Annotated in this window: 12 protein-coding genes; 7 read left to right on the forward strand and 5 right to left on the reverse strand. The window is 71.5% G+C overall.

The features are described 5' to 3' along the window. From ABZ321_RS52030 to ABZ321_RS52045, 4 genes are all read left to right on the forward strand, one after another. Positions 1 to 1,871: non-ribosomal peptide synthetase (locus ABZ321_RS52030; protein WP_354903842.1), on the forward strand; the 1,871-nt coding region annotated here is incomplete at its 5' end. Next, entirely contained in the window at positions 1,855 to 3,483 is a 1,629-nt protein-coding gene (gene cmdF / locus ABZ321_RS52035) for a tyrosine 2,3-aminomutase (RefSeq protein ID WP_344508685.1), read from the forward strand. The genes ABZ321_RS52030 and cmdF, both read left to right, overlap by 17 nt. Before the next feature lie 15 nt (positions 3,484 to 3,498). Further along, positions 3,499 to 4,989 carry a tryptophan 7-halogenase gene (locus ABZ321_RS52040; RefSeq protein WP_344508683.1) on the forward strand — a complete coding sequence of 497 codons (1,491 nt, stop codon included), beginning with the start codon at positions 3,499 to 3,501 and terminating at the stop codon, positions 4,987 to 4,989. Positions 4,990 to 4,991: 2 nt separating this feature from the next. After that, complete coding sequence (locus ABZ321_RS52045; RefSeq protein ID WP_344508681.1) at positions 4,992 to 6,338, forward strand: condensation domain-containing protein; 1,347 nt, start codon at positions 4,992 to 4,994, stop codon at positions 6,336 to 6,338. Positions 6,339 to 6,381: 43 nt separating this feature from the next. On the opposite strand, the gene ABZ321_RS52050 is transcribed toward ABZ321_RS52045, so the two are convergent. The 3 genes from ABZ321_RS52050 to ABZ321_RS52060 all read right to left on the reverse strand — a co-directional run bounded on the left by ABZ321_RS52050 (position 6,382) and on the right by ABZ321_RS52060 (position 10,882). Further along, the gene (locus ABZ321_RS52050) at positions 6,382 to 7,644 is read right to left on the reverse strand and encodes a hypothetical protein (RefSeq protein WP_354903844.1); all 1,263 of its coding nucleotides are present in this window, start codon (positions 7,642 to 7,644) and stop codon (positions 6,382 to 6,384) included. Positions 7,645 to 8,029: 385 nt separating this feature from the next. After that, entirely contained in the window at positions 8,030 to 9,622 is a 1,593-nt protein-coding gene (locus ABZ321_RS52055; protein WP_354903846.1) for a 4-hydroxyphenylacetate 3-hydroxylase N-terminal domain-containing protein, read from the reverse strand. Positions 9,623 to 9,634: 12 nt separating this feature from the next. Beyond that, entirely contained in the window at positions 9,635 to 10,882 is a 1,248-nt protein-coding gene (locus ABZ321_RS52060; protein ID WP_344508676.1) for a cytochrome P450, read from the reverse strand. Between the two features lie 151 nt (positions 10,883 to 11,033). Here ABZ321_RS52060 and ABZ321_RS52065 point away from each other — a divergent pair, with 151 nt between their 5' ends. Then, positions 11,034 to 12,188, forward strand: a complete 1,155-nt coding sequence (locus tag ABZ321_RS52065) for an epoxide hydrolase family protein (RefSeq protein WP_354903847.1) — start codon at positions 11,034 to 11,036, stop codon at positions 12,186 to 12,188. Positions 12,189 to 12,291: 103 nt separating this feature from the next. Here the strand turns inward: ABZ321_RS52065 and ABZ321_RS52070 are convergent, their stop codons facing one another. Together ABZ321_RS52070 and ABZ321_RS52075 are read right to left on the reverse strand one after the other, a co-directional pair. Continuing rightward, complete coding sequence (locus tag ABZ321_RS52070) at positions 12,292 to 12,501, reverse strand: DUF6052 family protein (protein WP_344508672.1); 210 nt, start codon at positions 12,499 to 12,501, stop codon at positions 12,292 to 12,294. After that, positions 12,491 to 13,777, reverse strand: a complete 1,287-nt coding sequence (locus ABZ321_RS52075; protein WP_344508670.1) for a hypothetical protein — start codon at positions 13,775 to 13,777, stop codon at positions 12,491 to 12,493. The genes ABZ321_RS52070 and ABZ321_RS52075 overlap by 11 nt, the downstream gene beginning before the upstream one ends. A 250-nt stretch (positions 13,778 to 14,027) precedes the next feature. Here ABZ321_RS52075 and ABZ321_RS52080 point away from each other — a divergent pair, with 250 nt between their 5' ends. Both ABZ321_RS52080 and ABZ321_RS52085 read left to right on the forward strand, forming a co-directional pair. Beyond that, positions 14,028 to 14,693 carry a flavodoxin family protein gene (locus ABZ321_RS52080; RefSeq protein ID WP_344508668.1) on the forward strand — a complete coding sequence of 222 codons (666 nt, stop codon included), beginning with the start codon at positions 14,028 to 14,030 and terminating at the stop codon, positions 14,691 to 14,693. Further along, on the forward strand, positions 14,690 to 16,120 hold the full coding sequence (locus ABZ321_RS52085; protein WP_354903850.1) for an AMP-binding protein: 1,431 nt from the start codon (positions 14,690 to 14,692) through the stop codon (positions 16,118 to 16,120). The genes ABZ321_RS52080 and ABZ321_RS52085 overlap by 4 nt, the downstream gene beginning before the upstream one ends. The last annotated feature ends 21 nt before the right edge of the window (positions 16,121 to 16,141 follow it).

The following is a 16,141-nucleotide window of genomic DNA, read 5'->3' on the forward strand; positions in this document are numbered from 1 at the left end:
GGTTCGCGGACGCGCCGTTCGTGCACGAGGCGGTGCGCGCCGTCTCGGACCGCATCCCGGCCACGGTCGCGGTCGCGACCGAGGGCTCGTCCCTCGGGTACGGCGACCTGGAGCGCTCCGTCGCCGTCGTCGCGGCGCACCTGCGCGCGGCCGGGGCCGGCGGGCGGGCCGTCGCGGTGCGCATGGCGCCCGGCCCGCGTCAGATCGTCGCGTCGCTCGCCGCGCTGCGCGCCGGAGGGCACCTGCTGTGGTTCGGGACCGGCGACGCGGGCGAGCGCGGCCGCACCGCGCTGCGCGAGCTGCGCCCCGCGTGCCTGCTGGTCGACGGCGGCGCCGAGACCGACGCCCTCGCCGGCTGGTACCGCGCCGAGATCCACGGCCTCGTCCTGGACGTCGGCTCCCTGACGGCGGACCCGCCGCCCGGCGCCCCCGCCGCCCCGGTGGTGCGGCGGGAGGCGATCGCCTACGTCGCCTACACGTCGGGCTCCACCGGCAAGCCGAAGGGCATCGCGCAGACCCACGGCGCGTTCGCGCAGTTCGCCGCGTGGATGGCCACGACGTTCGACCTGCGCCCCGGCGCCCGGGTCGCGCACTGGGTGGCCCCGGAGCACGACCCGAGCCTCTACGAGGCGTTCGCCACGCTGACCGCCGGCGCCACCCTGTGCCCCGTGCCGCAGCGGGTCCGCGTGCACCCCGAACGGTTCACCGACTGGCTCGCCACCGAGCGGATCACGTTCCTGCAGACGGTGCCGAGCTTCGCCAAGGAGCTGCTGGCGCCGATGACCGCCGCGGCCGGGCGGCTCGGGGCGCTGCGGCACCTGGTGCTCATGGGCGAGGCGCTGCCGGCCGCCCTCGCCGACGGGCTGCGCGCCGCGCTGCCCGGGCTGCGTCTGTCCAATGTGTACGGACCGACGGAGACGGTCGCGGCGACGTGGGCGGCGATCGACGCGCCGGTCCGCGGCATGGCCCCGATCGGGCGGGCCATCCCCGGCCGCGAGGTGCTGGTGCTCGACGAGGCCGACCGGCCCTGCCCGGACGGCGTCACCGGCGAGGTCGTGATCCGCAGCCCGTACGTGGCGGACGGCTACGTCGGTCTGCCGCCGGGCCCGGCGTTCCGCCCGCTGGAGGGGACGGATTCCGGGACCGGGGTGTACCGGACCGGCGACCTCGCCCGGCGCCGGCACGACGGGCGGCTGGAGTTCCGCGGCCGCAAGGACTTCCAGGTGAAGCTCCTCGGCAACCGGATCGAGGTCGCCGAGGTCGAGGAGGCTCTGGCCCAGCACGAGTCGGTGGCCGAGTGCGCGGTCGTGCCGGCCACCGACGGCGACGGCCTCGTCGTCGGCCTGGTCGCCCACGTGGTGCCGGCGCCCGGGGCGGACCCGGCCGTCGCCGCCTGGCGCGCGCACCTGCGCCGGCGCTTCGGCGCCGCGCTCGTGCTGGTGCAGTTCGAACCGATGACCGGACCCCTGCCGCGCAACGTCGCCGGCAAGGTCGACCGGTCCCGGCTGCCCGCCCGGCCCCACTTCCGGCAGGGGCCGGGCGGCCGGGAACCAGCCGCGGACCGCCCGTGGACCTGGGCGGAGACCGCGGTGGCGCAGCTGTGGCAGGACGTGCTCGGGGCGCCGCCCGCCGGCCCCGGCGCGTCGTTCACCGCCGCCGGCGCCGGCTCCCTGGACGCGCTGCGGCTCGCCGGGCTGATCCGCAAGCGGTTCGGCGCCGACGTGCCGCTGCAACAGTGCCTCACCAATCCCACGCTGACCGGACTGGCCACCGCGATCGTGGCCGCTGGCGCCCGCCAGGACGTCGCGGCCGGGCACCTGCCGCCGCGGCCACACCGAACCGAAGGAGAGTGCGTTGAATCAGCAGACTGAACAGGCCGTCGTGTTCGACGGCGAGACCCTCGACATCCCGGGTGTCAGGCGGGTCGCCGAGGAGCACGCGCCGGTCCAGGTCGCCGCCTCGTCGCTGGAGCGGGCCACCAAGAGCCGCAAGATGTTCGAGGACATCGTCGCGCAGGAGATCCCCATCTACGGGGTGACGACCGGCTACGGCGAGATGATCTACATGCTGGTGTCGACCTCGAACGAGACCGAGCTGCAGACCAACCTGGTGCGCAGCCACAGCGCCGGCGTCGGCCCGCTGTTCGCCGAGGACGAGGCCCGCGCCATCCTCTCCGCCCGGCTCAACGCCCTGGCCAAGGGCTACTCCGCGGTGCGCCCCGACGTGCTGGAGCGGCTCGCGCTGTACCTCAACCTCGGCCTCACGCCGGCGATCCCGGAGATCGGCTCGCTCGGCGCCAGCGGCGACCTGGCGACGCTGTCGCACATCGCGAGCACCGTCATCGGCGAGGGCTACCTGCTGCAGGACGGCAAGAAGGTCCCGACCGGGCCGGTCCTGCGCGAGCACGGGATCGAGCCGCTGCAGCTGCAGTTCAAGGAGGGCCTCGCGCTCATCAACGGCACCTCTGGCATGACCGGCCTCGGCGCGCTCGTCGTGGGCCGGGCGATGACCCAGGTGCGCCAGCACGAGCTGGTGACCGCGCTGGTCATCGAGACGCTGCAGGGCTCCACGAGCCCGTTCCTGCCGGCCGGGCACGACATCGCCCGCCCGCACCAGGGGCAGATCGACACGGCCGCGAACATGCGCGCGCTGATGGCCGGCAGCCGGCTCACCGTCGAGCACGCCGACCTGCGCCGCCAGGTCGCCGACGCGGGCGAGAAGGCCGCCGGCGAGGGCAAGCTGCACACCGACGGGGTGCAGCGCACGAAGATCTACCTGCAGAAGGCGTACTCGCTGCGGGCGATCCCGCAGATCCTCGGCTCGGTGCGCGACACCCTGTACCACGCGACGAACAAGCTGGACATCGAGCTGAACTCGGCGAACGACAACCCGTTGTTCTTCGAGGGCCAGGAGATCTTCCACGGCGCCAACTTCCACGGCCAGCCGATCGCGTTCGTGATGGACTTCGTCACGATCGCGCTCACCCAGCTCGGGGTGCTGTCCGAGCGGCAGTCCAACCGGCTGTTCAACCGGCACCTGTCCTACGGCCTGCCGGAGTTCCTGGTCGCCGGCGACCCGGGGCTCAACAGCGGCTTCGCGGGCGCGCAGTACCCGGCGACCGCGCTCATCGCCGAGAACCGCACCATCGGCCCCGCCAGCACGCAGAGCGTGCCGTCCAACGGCGACAACCAGGACGTCGTCAGCATGGGCCTCATCTCCGCCCGCAACGCCCGCCGGGTGCTGCAGAACAACGAGAAGATCCTGGCCGTGGAGTACCTCGCGGCGGCGCAGGCGGTCGACATCTCCAAGCGCTACGACGGGCTCAGCCCCGCGGCGAAGGCGACCTACGACCACGTCCGCTCGCTGGTGCCGACCCTGGACCACGACCGCTACATGTCCGACGACATCGAGACGGTCGCCGCCGCGCTGGCCCGTGGCGAGTTCGTCGCCGCGGTCGCGGCCGCCGACGTCGAGCTGCGCTAGAAAGGGAACCGGAAGATGACCTCAGAAACCTTCGACGTCGTGGTGGTCGGCGGTGGGCCGTGCGGCTCCACGGTCTCCACCCTGGTGGCGCAGCAGGGCCACCGCGTGCTCGTGCTGGAGCGGGAGCGGTTCCCCCGGTACCAGATCGGCGAGTCGCTGCTGCCCTCGACCGTGCACGGCATCTGCAAGCTGCTCGGGGTGACCGAGGAGCTGGCCGCCGCCGGCTTCCCGATCAAGCACGGCGGGACGTTCCGGTGGGGCAGCAACCCGGAGCCGTGGACGTTCGACTTCTCGCTGTCGCAGAACTTCGCCGGCGAGTCCTCCACCGGCTACCAGGTCGAGCGGATGAAGTTCGACAAGATCCTGCTCGACAACGCCCGGGCCAAGGGCGTCGAGGTGCGCGAGGAGTCGACGGTCGTCGACGTCATCGAGGAGGACGGCCGGGTCTGCGGGGTGCGCTACACCGACGCCGCCGGCGAGCGCCACGAGGTGCGCAGCCGGTACGTGGTGGACGCGTCCGGCAACACCAGCCGGATCCACGGCCACAGCGGCGGCAAGCGGGTCTACTCCGACTTCTTCCGCAACCTGGCGCTGTTCGGCTACTTCGAGGGCGGCAAGCGCCTCGACCCGCCGTACTCGGGCAACATCTTCGCCGTGGCCTTCGAGGCCGGCTGGTTCTGGTACATCCCGCTCAGCGACACCCTGACCAGTGTCGGCGCGGTGCTGCTGCCGGAGGAGCTGGAGCGCGTCCAGGGCGACAAGGAGAAGGCGCTGCTCGGTCTGATCGAGCAGTGCCCGCTCATCGCGGACATGCTCTCCGACGCGACGCGTGTCACGACCGGCGTCTACGGCGACATCCGGGTCCGCAAGGACTACTCCTACCTCCAGGAGCGCTTCTGGAAGCCGGGTCTGGTGCTCGCCGGCGACGCGGCGTGCTTCATCGACCCGGTCTTCTCCCAGGGCGTGCACCTGGCGACGTACGGGGCGCTGCTCGCCGCGAGGTCGCTGAACACGGCGCTGGCCGAGGGGACCGACATCCCCGAGGAGACCGCCTTCAGCGAGTTCGAGCACCGGTACCGCGCCGAGTACGCCCGCTTCCACGACTTCCTGGTCGCGTTCTACGACATGCACCAGGACGAGGAGTCGTACTTCTGGAAGGCGAAGAAGGTGACGTCCGAGACGACGCCGGCGGCGGAGTCGTTCGTCAACCTCGTCGGCGGCGGCGCCTCGCAGGAGGGCGCGCTCGTCGACCCCGAGGCGTACACCGCGCGGGCGACCGCGGCGCAGGAGCTGTCCGCGGCGATCGACCGCAGGGTCGAGGGCGCGGGCAACCAGGAGATCCTCAACACCTCGCTGGTCCGGTCGATCGTCAAGGAGGGCCACCAGATCCAGATCCAGGCGGCGCTCGGCCGCAGCGACCGCCCCACGCCGCCCGTGCGCGACGGCGGGCTGGTGCCGTCGGCGGACGGCATGCACTGGTCGCTCCCGACGCCGAAGGAGGCGTGACGATGACCGGCATCCCCGCAGAGGCGGGCGGTGGCGTCGAGCGCGCGCCGCTGTCGCTGCAGCTGGACTTCCTGCGCCTCATGGACGGCGGTGGGGGATGGGGCCCGTTCGGCCCCCGCTTCACCGTCGTGGCCGGGTGGCGGGTCGAGGGTGAGATCGACCTCGACACGCTGCACGGTGCGATGCGCGACGTGGTCGCCCGGCACGAGACGCTGCGCACCAGGCTGGTGCTCGACCCCGACGACCCGCACCAGGAGATCCACCCGCCGTCGGCGCCGCGGCTCGTGATCAGCGACCTGGACCCCTCGGCCGAGGACCGTGACGCCGTCGCCGAGGCGTTCATCAACGCCATCGAGGAGGACGACGGGCTCGGCATCGACGAGATCCCGGGGCTTCGGGTGTACCTGGGCCGCTTCGACGCCAAGGACTCGGTGCTGGCCTACATGGCGCACCACACCGCGGTGGACGGCTACTCGGTGCACCTGGTGATGCGGGACCTCGCCGCGTTCTACGCCGCCCGCAAGGAGGGCCGGCCGGTCGACCTGCCGCCGGCCCGCCAGTACCGCGAGTTCGTCGCCCACCAGCTCGAGCACGCCGACGACGCCCAGTCGCGGGCGGCGCGGGCGTTCTGGCGGGAGGAGCTGGCGGGCGCGCGGATGACCCCGCTGGCCAACGACCGCCCCCGGGCCACCGGCGCGTACACCACCGGCTGGCACCGGTACATGTTCGAGGACGAGCTCGACACGGCGGTGCAGGAGTTCGCGCGGACCAGCCGCAGCTCCCCGTTCATGGTGCTGATGGCGGCGTTCCTGACGGTGCTGCGCGAGCGGACCGGCGAGACCGACCTGGTGGTGCCGACGTTCATGCCGGGCCGCGGGCCGGCGTGGACCGCCGACGTCATCGGCACGTTCTACAACTTCACCCCGCTGCGGGTCGACCTGTCCGGCTGCGAGACGTTCACCGACGCGGTCGGCGCGGTCCGCCGCTCCTGCCTCGCCGCGTACCGGCACGAGCTGCCGTTCCTGCAGCTGGCCGGGGAGGCGCCGGAGCTGATGGCCTCGGTCGTCACGCCCCGGGCCGCGCCCGTGGTCTTCCAGGTCATCCAGTCGCCCTTCATGCGCGGCGAGGACGAGGTCGCCGACCTGCGCTTCGCGGCGATCCGCCGGCGCACGATCAGCTCGGCGGCCGGGTCGCAGATCCCCGACGGGATGCTCGTCTCCGCGGAGCTGCACCCGGCGGGCGGCATCGGCGGCCGGGTCGGCTACACCGACATGTTCGACGAGTCGACCGTCGTGGACATCATGACGCGGCTCCGTGAGGTGCTGCGGACCGAGGTCGAGCGGGGCTGAACACACAGACGAGGGCCGCTGCGGATCCCGCAGCGGCCCTTGTTCATGCCCGGACGGTCCTGCCGAACTTGACGAGGCCGCGGATCAGGCCGCGGACCCACATGACGACGCCCACGCCGTACACCCCCAGCATCAGCACCAGGATCAGCACGAAGTCGAGCGGTGTGAGGTGGCTCCGCCCGCCGGAGGTCCAGGTGATGAACTCGGTGACGACGGTGGCCATGATGGGCACGAAGACGGTCAGCAGCGTCATGACGGCGAAGCCGCGGCCGACGATGTAGAAGACCGAGTAGGTGCGGATCGCGGTGCGCTCGCGCCGGGAGATCCCGGACTGGTCGGTCACGTGCGCGCGCTTGCCGATGAGCCGCAGGACGCCGTTGCGCAGCATCGTCTCGGTGTCCGACATGAGGTTGCGGCAGTTGAGCGCGGTGGACACCAGGTAGTACAGGTCGGTGCGCAGGTAGAAGAAGCACTGGAAGAAGACCCGGAAGACGTAGCTCAGCAGCAGCGCGCCGACGAACTCGCGCCCGACGGGCGCCATCGCGATGACCCCGTGCCGGTCCGCGAACAGCGTCAGCACCAGCAGCGACGCGGAGACCAGGTCGACGATCGACCCGGCGAGGAAGGCCAGGAACAGCCGGCCCTTCGACGCCATCCGCAGCCCGCTGATGTCGGTCTGGGCCACCATCACGTACATCAGGTTGCTGATGCCGAGCGTCACGGGCACGCCGGCGGCGCGGGCGACGGTCGCGTGGGCGAGCTCGTGCAGGAACGTGGCGCCGAGCGTGAGCGCGAGCACGGTGAGGCTCAGCACGGCGAAGTTGCCGTGCGGGTACAGCAGCACCTCGGTGCTCGGGAACAGCGACAGGTCGGCCAGCATGATCGCCGTCGCGCCGCCGATGAGCAGCAGGCAGGCCGCCAGGACCGGCGCGCCGGTCAGCCGCCGGGCGACGGCCGGTGAGATCCAGTCGAGGCTGACCTTGCGCAGCCGGCGCCCCTTCGGCCCGTGGTGGTGCGGCTCCTCCCGCGGGCGGTCGCCGGCGATGAACCCCTCCGCGGTCATGACGGCGAGGAAGTCCTCCATGTCGGGGGTCTCGTGGTAGCGGGACTCGTAGCGGCGGGCCGCCTCGCCGACCGTGTCGCCGGCGGCGAGCCAGTCGAGCAGGTCGACCCCGTCTTTCGGCAGTGCGAGAAACGCGCCGCGGGACGGGTCGCCGATGACGATCTCGTCCCCTTCCGGGCGGCGCTGGAACGGCAGGACGGCGACGGTCGTGTCGGCGTTGTAAGGGGCGCGGAGCTGGGTCACTGGTCACTCCAATCTTGCGATCACTTTTCAGCACACCAATAGTGGGGAACCGGAACTTTCCCGGTCCCCCACTTGGTTTGATGCCGTTACCGTCCTGGTCAGACGGGGTCCGTGCCGGGGCACGCGGCGTTCGCGGTGATGTTGGCGCTGGTCTTGATCTCCTCCAGCTTGCGAACCTCGATCTTCTTCATTCTATTCACCTCCGTCCATTTCTCTGTTGGTTCAATACTGGCACTCCAGCGACGCTCCAGCTTCTTTCAAAATGCTCTCGTAGTCATTCGGTCACGCTGTGTGGTAATTGCCGATGGTGAATGTCTGCTTCCCAATTTCCGCACACGAGAACGCCCCGCCCCTCGGAGGAGAGGGGCGGGGCGCGGGAGGAGGATCAGATGTTGAGGCTGCCGTAGGAGAGCTTGCGCAGCTCGTCGAAGGAGGCGAGGTCCGGCGCGGTCCAGCCGTCGAGGTCGTACTCGCGCAGGCAGGCGTCGGCGAAGGCCTTGTACTGCTCGGTCTGGCCGCCGGCGATCTGCCCGTTGAGCAGCTCCACCCTGGTGTTCTCGTGGTTGCCGGAGTAGTTGCGCTCGTAGAGCTCGTGCCGGCCGCCGAACTCGGAGCCGAACGCGTCCCACAGCAGCTTCATGACCTTCACCCGGTCGACGGCGTCGACGCCCTTCGAACCGCGCAGGTACTTGTCCAGGTAGGGGCGCACGGCCGGGTTCTTGAAGTCCTCGGCGCTGGAGTTGACGTAGATGAGCCCGCTGGCGATGTCCTGCAGCGCGATCTCGCGGATGCGCGGGTAGCCGATCTGCATGAACCAGCGGTACGCCATGCCGTACTGGGGATTCGGCTGCACCGCGCCGTCCTTCCACGGCACCGGGTTACGGGCGGCGGCGTCCGACAGCCCCCAGAAGAGGTTGCGCCAGGCGAGGACCTCGCCGAGGCGGCTCTGCACGCCGCGGAAGCTGTCGGTGCCGGTGATCTCGACGGCCTTGAGCAGCAGGCCGGCGAGGAACTCGAGCTTGACCGCCAGGCGGGTGCAGCCGTGGAACGTGAAGCGTTCGGTGAACCCGGACTGGCCGGAGAACATCTGGACCTTGCCGAGGTCGCCGTAGACGAACACGTTCTCCCACGGGATCAGGACCTTGTCCAGGACCAGGATCGTGTCGTTCTCGTCGAGACGGGAGGACAGCGGGTAGTCGAACGGGCTGCCCATCACCGCCGCCGTCGCCGCGTAGGACGGACGGCACAGCAGCTTCATGCCGGGCGCGTCCATCGGCACCGTCGCGATGAGCGCGAACTCCTTCTTGCGCACCGGCACCCCGTAGTGCGCGAGGAAGTTGTAGTGCGTCAGCGCCGACGCGGTCGCGACCACCTTCGCGCCGGACACCACGAGACCGGCGTCGGTCTCCCGCTCCACGTGCACGAAGACGTCCTCGACCTCGTCCGGCGGGCGGGACCGGTCGACCGGCGGGTGCACGATCGCGTGGTTCCAGTACAGGACCTTCTCCTGCGACTCGCGGTACCAGCGCCGGGCATTGTCACCGAACGGCTCGTAGTAGTCGGCGTTGGCGCCGAGGGTGCCGAGGAACGACGCCTTGTAGTCGGGGCTGCGGCCCATCCAGCCGTAGCTGAGCCTGGCCCACGCGGCGATCGCCTGCTGGTCGGCGACGAGGTCCTCCGCGCTGCGCGGCGTCCGGAAGAACCGGTGGGTGTAGCCCCGGCTGCCGGTGTCGGTCGGCGCGGTGAGCACGTCGTGCGTCGCGGGGTCGTGCAGGGCGTCGTAGAGCCGCGCCGTCATCCGGACCGGGTTGCGGAACGCGGGATGCCGGGTCACGTCGGCGACGCGCTCGCCGTACAGGTACACCTCCCGGCCGTCACGCAGCGACTCGACGTACTCGTCGCCGGTGAACGGCCGGGTCACGCGGGCGTCGCCGGCCGGGTCTTCCGTGGCGGGCCCGGTGGCGGGCTGGGACTCCATCGCGCCGGCCCCTTACCAGGTGACGGGGAAGGACGTCAGGCGCGAGACGGTGAAGTCGAAGTACCAGGGGATCTCGGCCGTCGGCACCGCCGGGCGCAGCTTCGGCACGCGGTCGGCGAGGGTCCGCAGGACCACCTCGAGCTCCAGGCGCGCCAGGTTGTGCCCCATGCAGTGGTGCAGCCCGTAGCTGAAGGCGAGGGCGCCGGTCGGCGGGCGGGTGATGTCGAACTCGTCGGGGTGCGAGGTGACGCTCGGGTCGAGGTTGGCCGCGGCGCAGCTGAGCAGGATGCCGTCACCGGCCTTGATGGTGACGCCGCCGATCTCGACGTCGGCGGTCGCGACCCGCGACAGCTGCTCGACGAGGTTGACCGTGCGCAGGATCTCCTCGATCGCCCCCGGGACCAGGCTCGGGTCGGCGACCAGCGCCTCGTACTGGCCCTCGTGGTCGAGCAGGGCGAGCGTGCCGAGCGCGATGGCGCTGGTGGTCGTGACCGTCCCGGCCATGAGGATGGCCATCGCGAACGCGACCAGCTCGTCGCGGGACAGCTCGCCGCTGCGCACGTGGCTCGCGATGAGGTCGTCGATGAGGCCCTCGCCGGGCTCGGTCATCTTCTTGTCGACGAGCCGCTCCAGGTAGACGGTGAACTCCTCCCACGCCGCCTCGGCCTTCTCCGGCACCACCAGGTCGTGCATGGGCCCTTCGAAGAAGTCCCGCTCGGCGTAGGGCACGCCCAGGAACAGGCACACCACCATCATCGGCACCGGCGCGGCGAAGTCGGCGAGGAAGTCCGCCGGCTGGGGCTTGGCGAGCATCGCGTCGAGGCGCTCGTCGACGATGCGCTGGATGATCGGGCGCAGCGTCTGCACCTTGCGGTTGGTGAAGCTCGGCAGCAGCATCTTGCGCTGGCGGGTGTGCACCGGCGGGTCCACCCCGAACAGCACCTCCGGGAAGCCGCCCTCGACCTCCTGCGCCATCTCCTTGCTGGCCCGCATGTGCAGGTGGCTCTCGTCGATGACCGGGTAGTCATCCCAGGTCGCCATGCTCGACATCGCCGGGTCGGCGAGCAGCGCGCGGACCTCGGCGGGGCCGGTCACCAGCCAGGCGGTGCGGCCGTTGTACAGCCGGACCCGGATGATCGGGCCGGGCTCGCGCAGCTTCGCCGTGCCGGCCGACGGCTTGTACGGGCATTCGCGCTGCAGCGGATACGCCGGCGCCGCATCGGGCGCGACATCGGTCTCGGTCGAATGGGTCACCGTCATGGCATCACTGTCGTCCGAGGCCACGGCGGCGTGCATCTCATGCCGTGCGCACCGGACGCACCTGGGCACAACAGGAGATGGGGCAGCCGGGGCCCGGGTGCGACGCTACGGACAACAGCAGGAGATCACACCGAGTTGAGGTGGTGCGCCGATGCGACCGTTCCAGGTTGACATACCCGAGTCCGAGCTGGACGACCTGCGCGGCCGGCTGGCCGCCACCCGGTGGCCCGACGCCGGGCCCGGCCCCGGCTGGTCGCGCGGCGTCCCGCTGGCATACCTGCAGGAGCTCGCCGAGTACTGGCGGACCGGCTTCGACTGGCGGGCCGCGGAGGCGAAGCTCAACGCGCACCCGCAGTTCGTCACCGAGATCGACGGCGCCACGGTGCACTTCATCCACGTGCGGTCCCGGCACGCCGACGCGACGCCCATCATCCTGACCCACGGCTGGCCGGGGTCGGTGCTGGAGTTCCTCGACCTCATCGGGCCGCTCACCGACCCGGAGGCGCACGGCGGGACCGCCGAGGACGCGTTCCACGTGGTCATCCCGACCATCCCCGGGTTCGGCTTCTCGGGCCCGACCGGCCAGCCCGGCTGGAGCGTCACCCGGGTCGCCCGCGCGTGGGCCGACCTCATGCGCTCGCTCGGCTACGACCAGTACATCGCGCAGGGCGGCGACTGGGGCAAGGTCATCTCGCTGCAGCTCGGGCTCGCCGACGCGGAGCACGCCGCCGGGGTGCACATCAACATGCTCGTGACCTTCCCGCCGGACCCCGCCGCCGTCGCGTCGCTGGACGCCGACGACCTGGAGCGGCTCGGCCACGGCGCGCACTTCGCCGAGGACGGCATCGGCTGGCAGAAGATCCAGTCGACCCGGCCGCAGACCCTGGCGTACGCGCTGACCGACTCCCCGGTGGGCCAGCTCGCCTGGATCGTCGAGAAGTTCTACGAGTGGACCGGCGCGGTCGAGCGGCCGGAGGAGGTGATCGACCGGGACACGATCCTGTCGATCGTCACCCTGTACTGGCTGACCGCGACCGCTGGGTCGTCGGCGCAGATCTACTACGAGACCACGCCGACCACCGGCGACTTCGTGGCGACCTGGGGCGGCCCGTGGAACCTGGCGATGCCGGTCGCCGTCGCGGTGTTCCCGCACGACGCGACCCGCCCGATCAAGACCTTCGCGGAGAAGGCCCTGCCGACGCTGACCCAGTGGACGGAGCACCCGGACGGCGGGCACTTCGCGGCGCTGGAGCAGCCGGAGGCGCTCGTCGCGGACATCCGCACGTTCGCCCGGACCCTGCGGTGACACTGCGCTGAGACTCGGTGGGCCGGTCGGCCTCGGCGGCCGGTGCCACCTGAAGGTTCGTGCCCCGGCCCGAAGACGGGCCGGGGCACGAACGGTGTGTGGGTCAGGCCGCGACGGGCAACGCCGCCTCGTCCCACTGGTGCGAGTAGAACTCGAACACGAGCGCCTGCCCCTCCAGGGCGACCTGGAGCTCGGCGACGGCGCGGCGCACCGCGGCCCGCACCGCCGGCACGTCGACCTCGGCGAGACCGTGCAGGGTCCGGTAGCACTCCAGCAGCTGCTGCTCCTGCGGTCCGGTCAGTTCACCGCTCATCGTGGAACCTCGCTCCCTTCAGCTCGAACCGCGGCAGGCTGCCGGGCTCGACGATCTCGACATCGGGCCGGATGCTGCACTCGCGCTTGACGGTGTCGGCGATGCGCGCGGCCAGGTCGTCTGCCGGCGTGCCGACCGGCTCGACCCGCAGGACGACGGTGTCGAGCCCGCGGACGGTGCGCAGCACCGTCTGGAACTCCCCGACCTCGTCGAAGCGCCGCAGCACCTCCTCGAACATGACCGGCTCGACCGACACACCGCGGATCTTGCGCATGTCGTCGGCGCGGCCGAGGATGCCGCCGTCGAACCAGTCCCAGCTGCGCCCGCAGGCGCACTCGTGCCACGGCCGGCGGATCACCAGGTCCTCGGTCCAGTGCCGGAACAGCTGCATGCCCTCCCGGCCGATCCCGGTCGACACCCGGACCCCCTGCTCGCCGTACGCGACGGGCTGCTTCGTCACCGGGTCGAGCACCTCGTCGATGACGGTCGACTCCATGCTGTGGCAGCCGCCGCGGTTGGCCCGGCACTCGAACATGTTGGTGGTGCCGAGCTCCGTGGTGCCGGCGGCGTTGAACACCTCGGCGCCGAAGCCGTGCGCGATCGCCTGGGTCGTCGCCTTCGACCGGGCCTCGCCGCCCGCCATGATGATCTCCACGTTGGCGTCGCGGGCCAGGTCGACGCCCATCTCCTTGGCCGTCTCGATCAGCCGCAGCGCGTAGCTGGGGGTGCAGCCCAGCACCGACACCCGCTGGTCGATCATCAGCTTGATGCGGGCCTGCGAGTCGAAGCCGCCGGCCGGGATGACCGTGGCCCCGATCCGCTCCAGGGCGTAGTGCATGCCCCAGAACCCGACGAACATGCCGTAACCGAACGCGACCATGCCGCGGTGGTGCTCGCGGACCCCGAGCGCGTACAGCGCCGTGGCGTACACGTCCGCGCACCAGGTCCAGTCGCGGATCGTGTCGAACGAGCGCACCGGCGGGTTGCCGCTGGTGCCACTCGTCTGGTGGTGCCGGATCGCCAGCGCCGGGTCGGTCGACGGCAGCGTCCCGTACGGCGGCGCCACCTCCTGCGCGGCGATGAGGTCCTTCTTGTACGTCAGCGGCATCCGCGCGAAGTAGTCGTCGAGCGAGCCGATGCCCGCCGGGATCCGCTCACTCCAGAACTCCGAGCGCTGGGCGTGCTGCAGGGCGACCTGCAGCTTGCGCCACTGCCACTCCCGCAGCTGCGGCCGGGGCATCGTCTCGGTCCTGCGGTTCCAGTATTCGCCTCCCATGGGTGGCTCCCTCGCCCTCGATTGATCTTCATCGTTCATCGTTGGGCGCGGCGCCGGGCCGTGCATCTTGCTGCGTGCGCGCCTTGCCGCGGGGGGCGCGCGCATCTCGCTGCGTGCCGCGTTCGTCGCGGGGCCGTCTCCGGCGGACGCCGGCGGCTTGACGATCACCGCACGTTGCAAGATGCGGCGGCGGGCGGCCCCGAACGACGCTCGAAGCCACGTCCCGTGCCACTTCGAGGAGGCGCCACCCATGGAGCCGAAGATCGTCGCGATCAACGGATCGGAGCGCGACGGCAACACCGCCGGCGTCCTGCGCCACGCGGCCGCGGTGGCCGCGAACCGCGGCGCGGCGTTCGAGACGATCGACCTGCGCGACCTGCGGATGCTGCGGTGCGGCCCGTGCGGCGACTGCAACGACCGGCCGATCCGCTGCGAGCAGACCGACGACATCCCGGCCGTCGTGGACAAGATGATCGCCGCCGACGGGATCATCTACGCCGCGCCCGTGCACGGGTTCGGCACCTCCAGCCTCATGCAGACCTTCATCGAGCGGGCCGGCGTGGGCTACCTGCGCTTCGACCGCCCGCTGTCGAACAAGGTCGCGGGCGTCATCGCCGTCGCCCGCCGGTACAACAACAGCGACGTGACCGGTCAGCTCATGGCCAACGTCCTGCTCAACCGGATGATCATCGTCGGCAGCGGGTTCCCCGCCGAGGTGCAGGCGCTGCACAAGGGCGACTACGCCAACGACGAGGAGGGCCTGACCAACGTCACCCGCATGGTCGAGCGGATGGTCGACATGATCGAGCTGCTGAACAACTACCGCGAGCTCACCGGCCGGGCCGACGTGCTCGACGTCGGCGACCGCAACGAGCGGGTCGGTCTGGCCCTCGACGAGCTCAGGGCGAGCCTGTGACCGCCGCGACCACCACCGCAGGGGTCCGGCTGCCGGCCGGCTTCCGGGCCCGCTACGACGACCTGTCCGTGCGGTACTACGCCGGCGCGCTGTCCGAGACGGACCTGCGTGCCTGGCACGACGAGCGGTTGACGACCGTGCTCAAGCACGTCACGACCCGCTCGCCGTTCTACCGCAGGCACCTCGCCGGGATCGTCGTCGACGCCGTCACCACCTCGACCCTCGCCGCGCTGCCCTTCACCACGAAGGAGGACCTGCGCCGGGAGATGTACGGGGTGCTGTCGGGTCCGATGTCCGAGGCCGCCATCTACTACGAGACGACGGGCACGACCGGCGCCTCGACGCCCTGCCCGCGCGGCCCGAAGGACATCCTGACCAGCAACCGCGCCGTCGAGCAGTCGTGGCGCCGGCTGCTGCGCCACCGCTTCGGCGACCGCATGCCGGTCATCGGGCTCATGGGGCCGTCGGAGCTGTACGCGTTCGGCGACGTGTTCACCGCTGTCGCGGAGTCCGTCGGCGCCTGCCACGTCAAGATCTGGCCGGAGTCGCCGCGGGTCGGGTTCCGCAAGGCGCTGCGGCTCATCGAGGAGCTCGGCGTCGAGGTCGTCGTCTGCGCGCCGGCGCTGTGCCTGAGCCTGGCGAAGGCCGCCCTGCACTATGGGTACGACCTGCGCCGCCTGCCGATCAAGATGTTCCTCGTGCTCGGCGAGATCTGCACGCCGCAGCTGCGGGCGAACGTGTCGTCGCTGTGGCCGGACGCGACCGTGTACCCGACGCTGTACGGCTCCCAGGAGGCGCTGTGCATCGCGACCGGGGCGCACACCGGCGAGATGCACCTGGCCGGGCTCAACTACATCGCCGAGGTCGTCGACCCGCGGACCGGCGCCTCGCGGGGTCCGTTCGGCGAGGGCGAGCTCGTGCTGACCATGCTGGTCGACGGGATCAAGCCGCTCATCCGGTACCGCACCGGCGACCTCGTCAGGGTCCGGCCCGGCCGGCCGGACGCGCCGCTGCCGGGTCCGGTGGTGGAGGTGCTCGGCCGCGCCGCCGACCGGATCCGGGTCGGTGCCGCGGACCTGCAGCCCGCCGAGCTGGAGGCGCTCGTCCTCGAGGACGTCCGGGGCTGCCTCGGCTACCAGATCGTGCTCGACAATGACGGCACCCAGGACACCGTCACCGTCCGGCTGGACCTGGTGCCGGCGCTCGCCGGCGACGCCCCGGCGATCGGCGCGGCCGTCGCCGCCCGGCTGCGGGAGCGCACCGGCGTGCGGGCCGGCCTCACCGTGGAGGCCGACCTCGACCCGGTCACCAGCACCGGCTCGTTCGTGAGCTGGAAGGCGGCACGGATCCTGGACAACCGCACGGCACCGGACGCCGCGGTGCTGGCCGCCCGGGAGGTTGCGCACCGCTACGCGATCACGACGTGAACGGGGACTTCGATGCCTTCT

This window comes from Dactylosporangium sp. NPDC006015, from assembly GCF_040614215.1.
GTDB lineage: Bacteria > Actinomycetota > Actinomycetes > Mycobacteriales > Micromonosporaceae > Dactylosporangium > Dactylosporangium maewongense.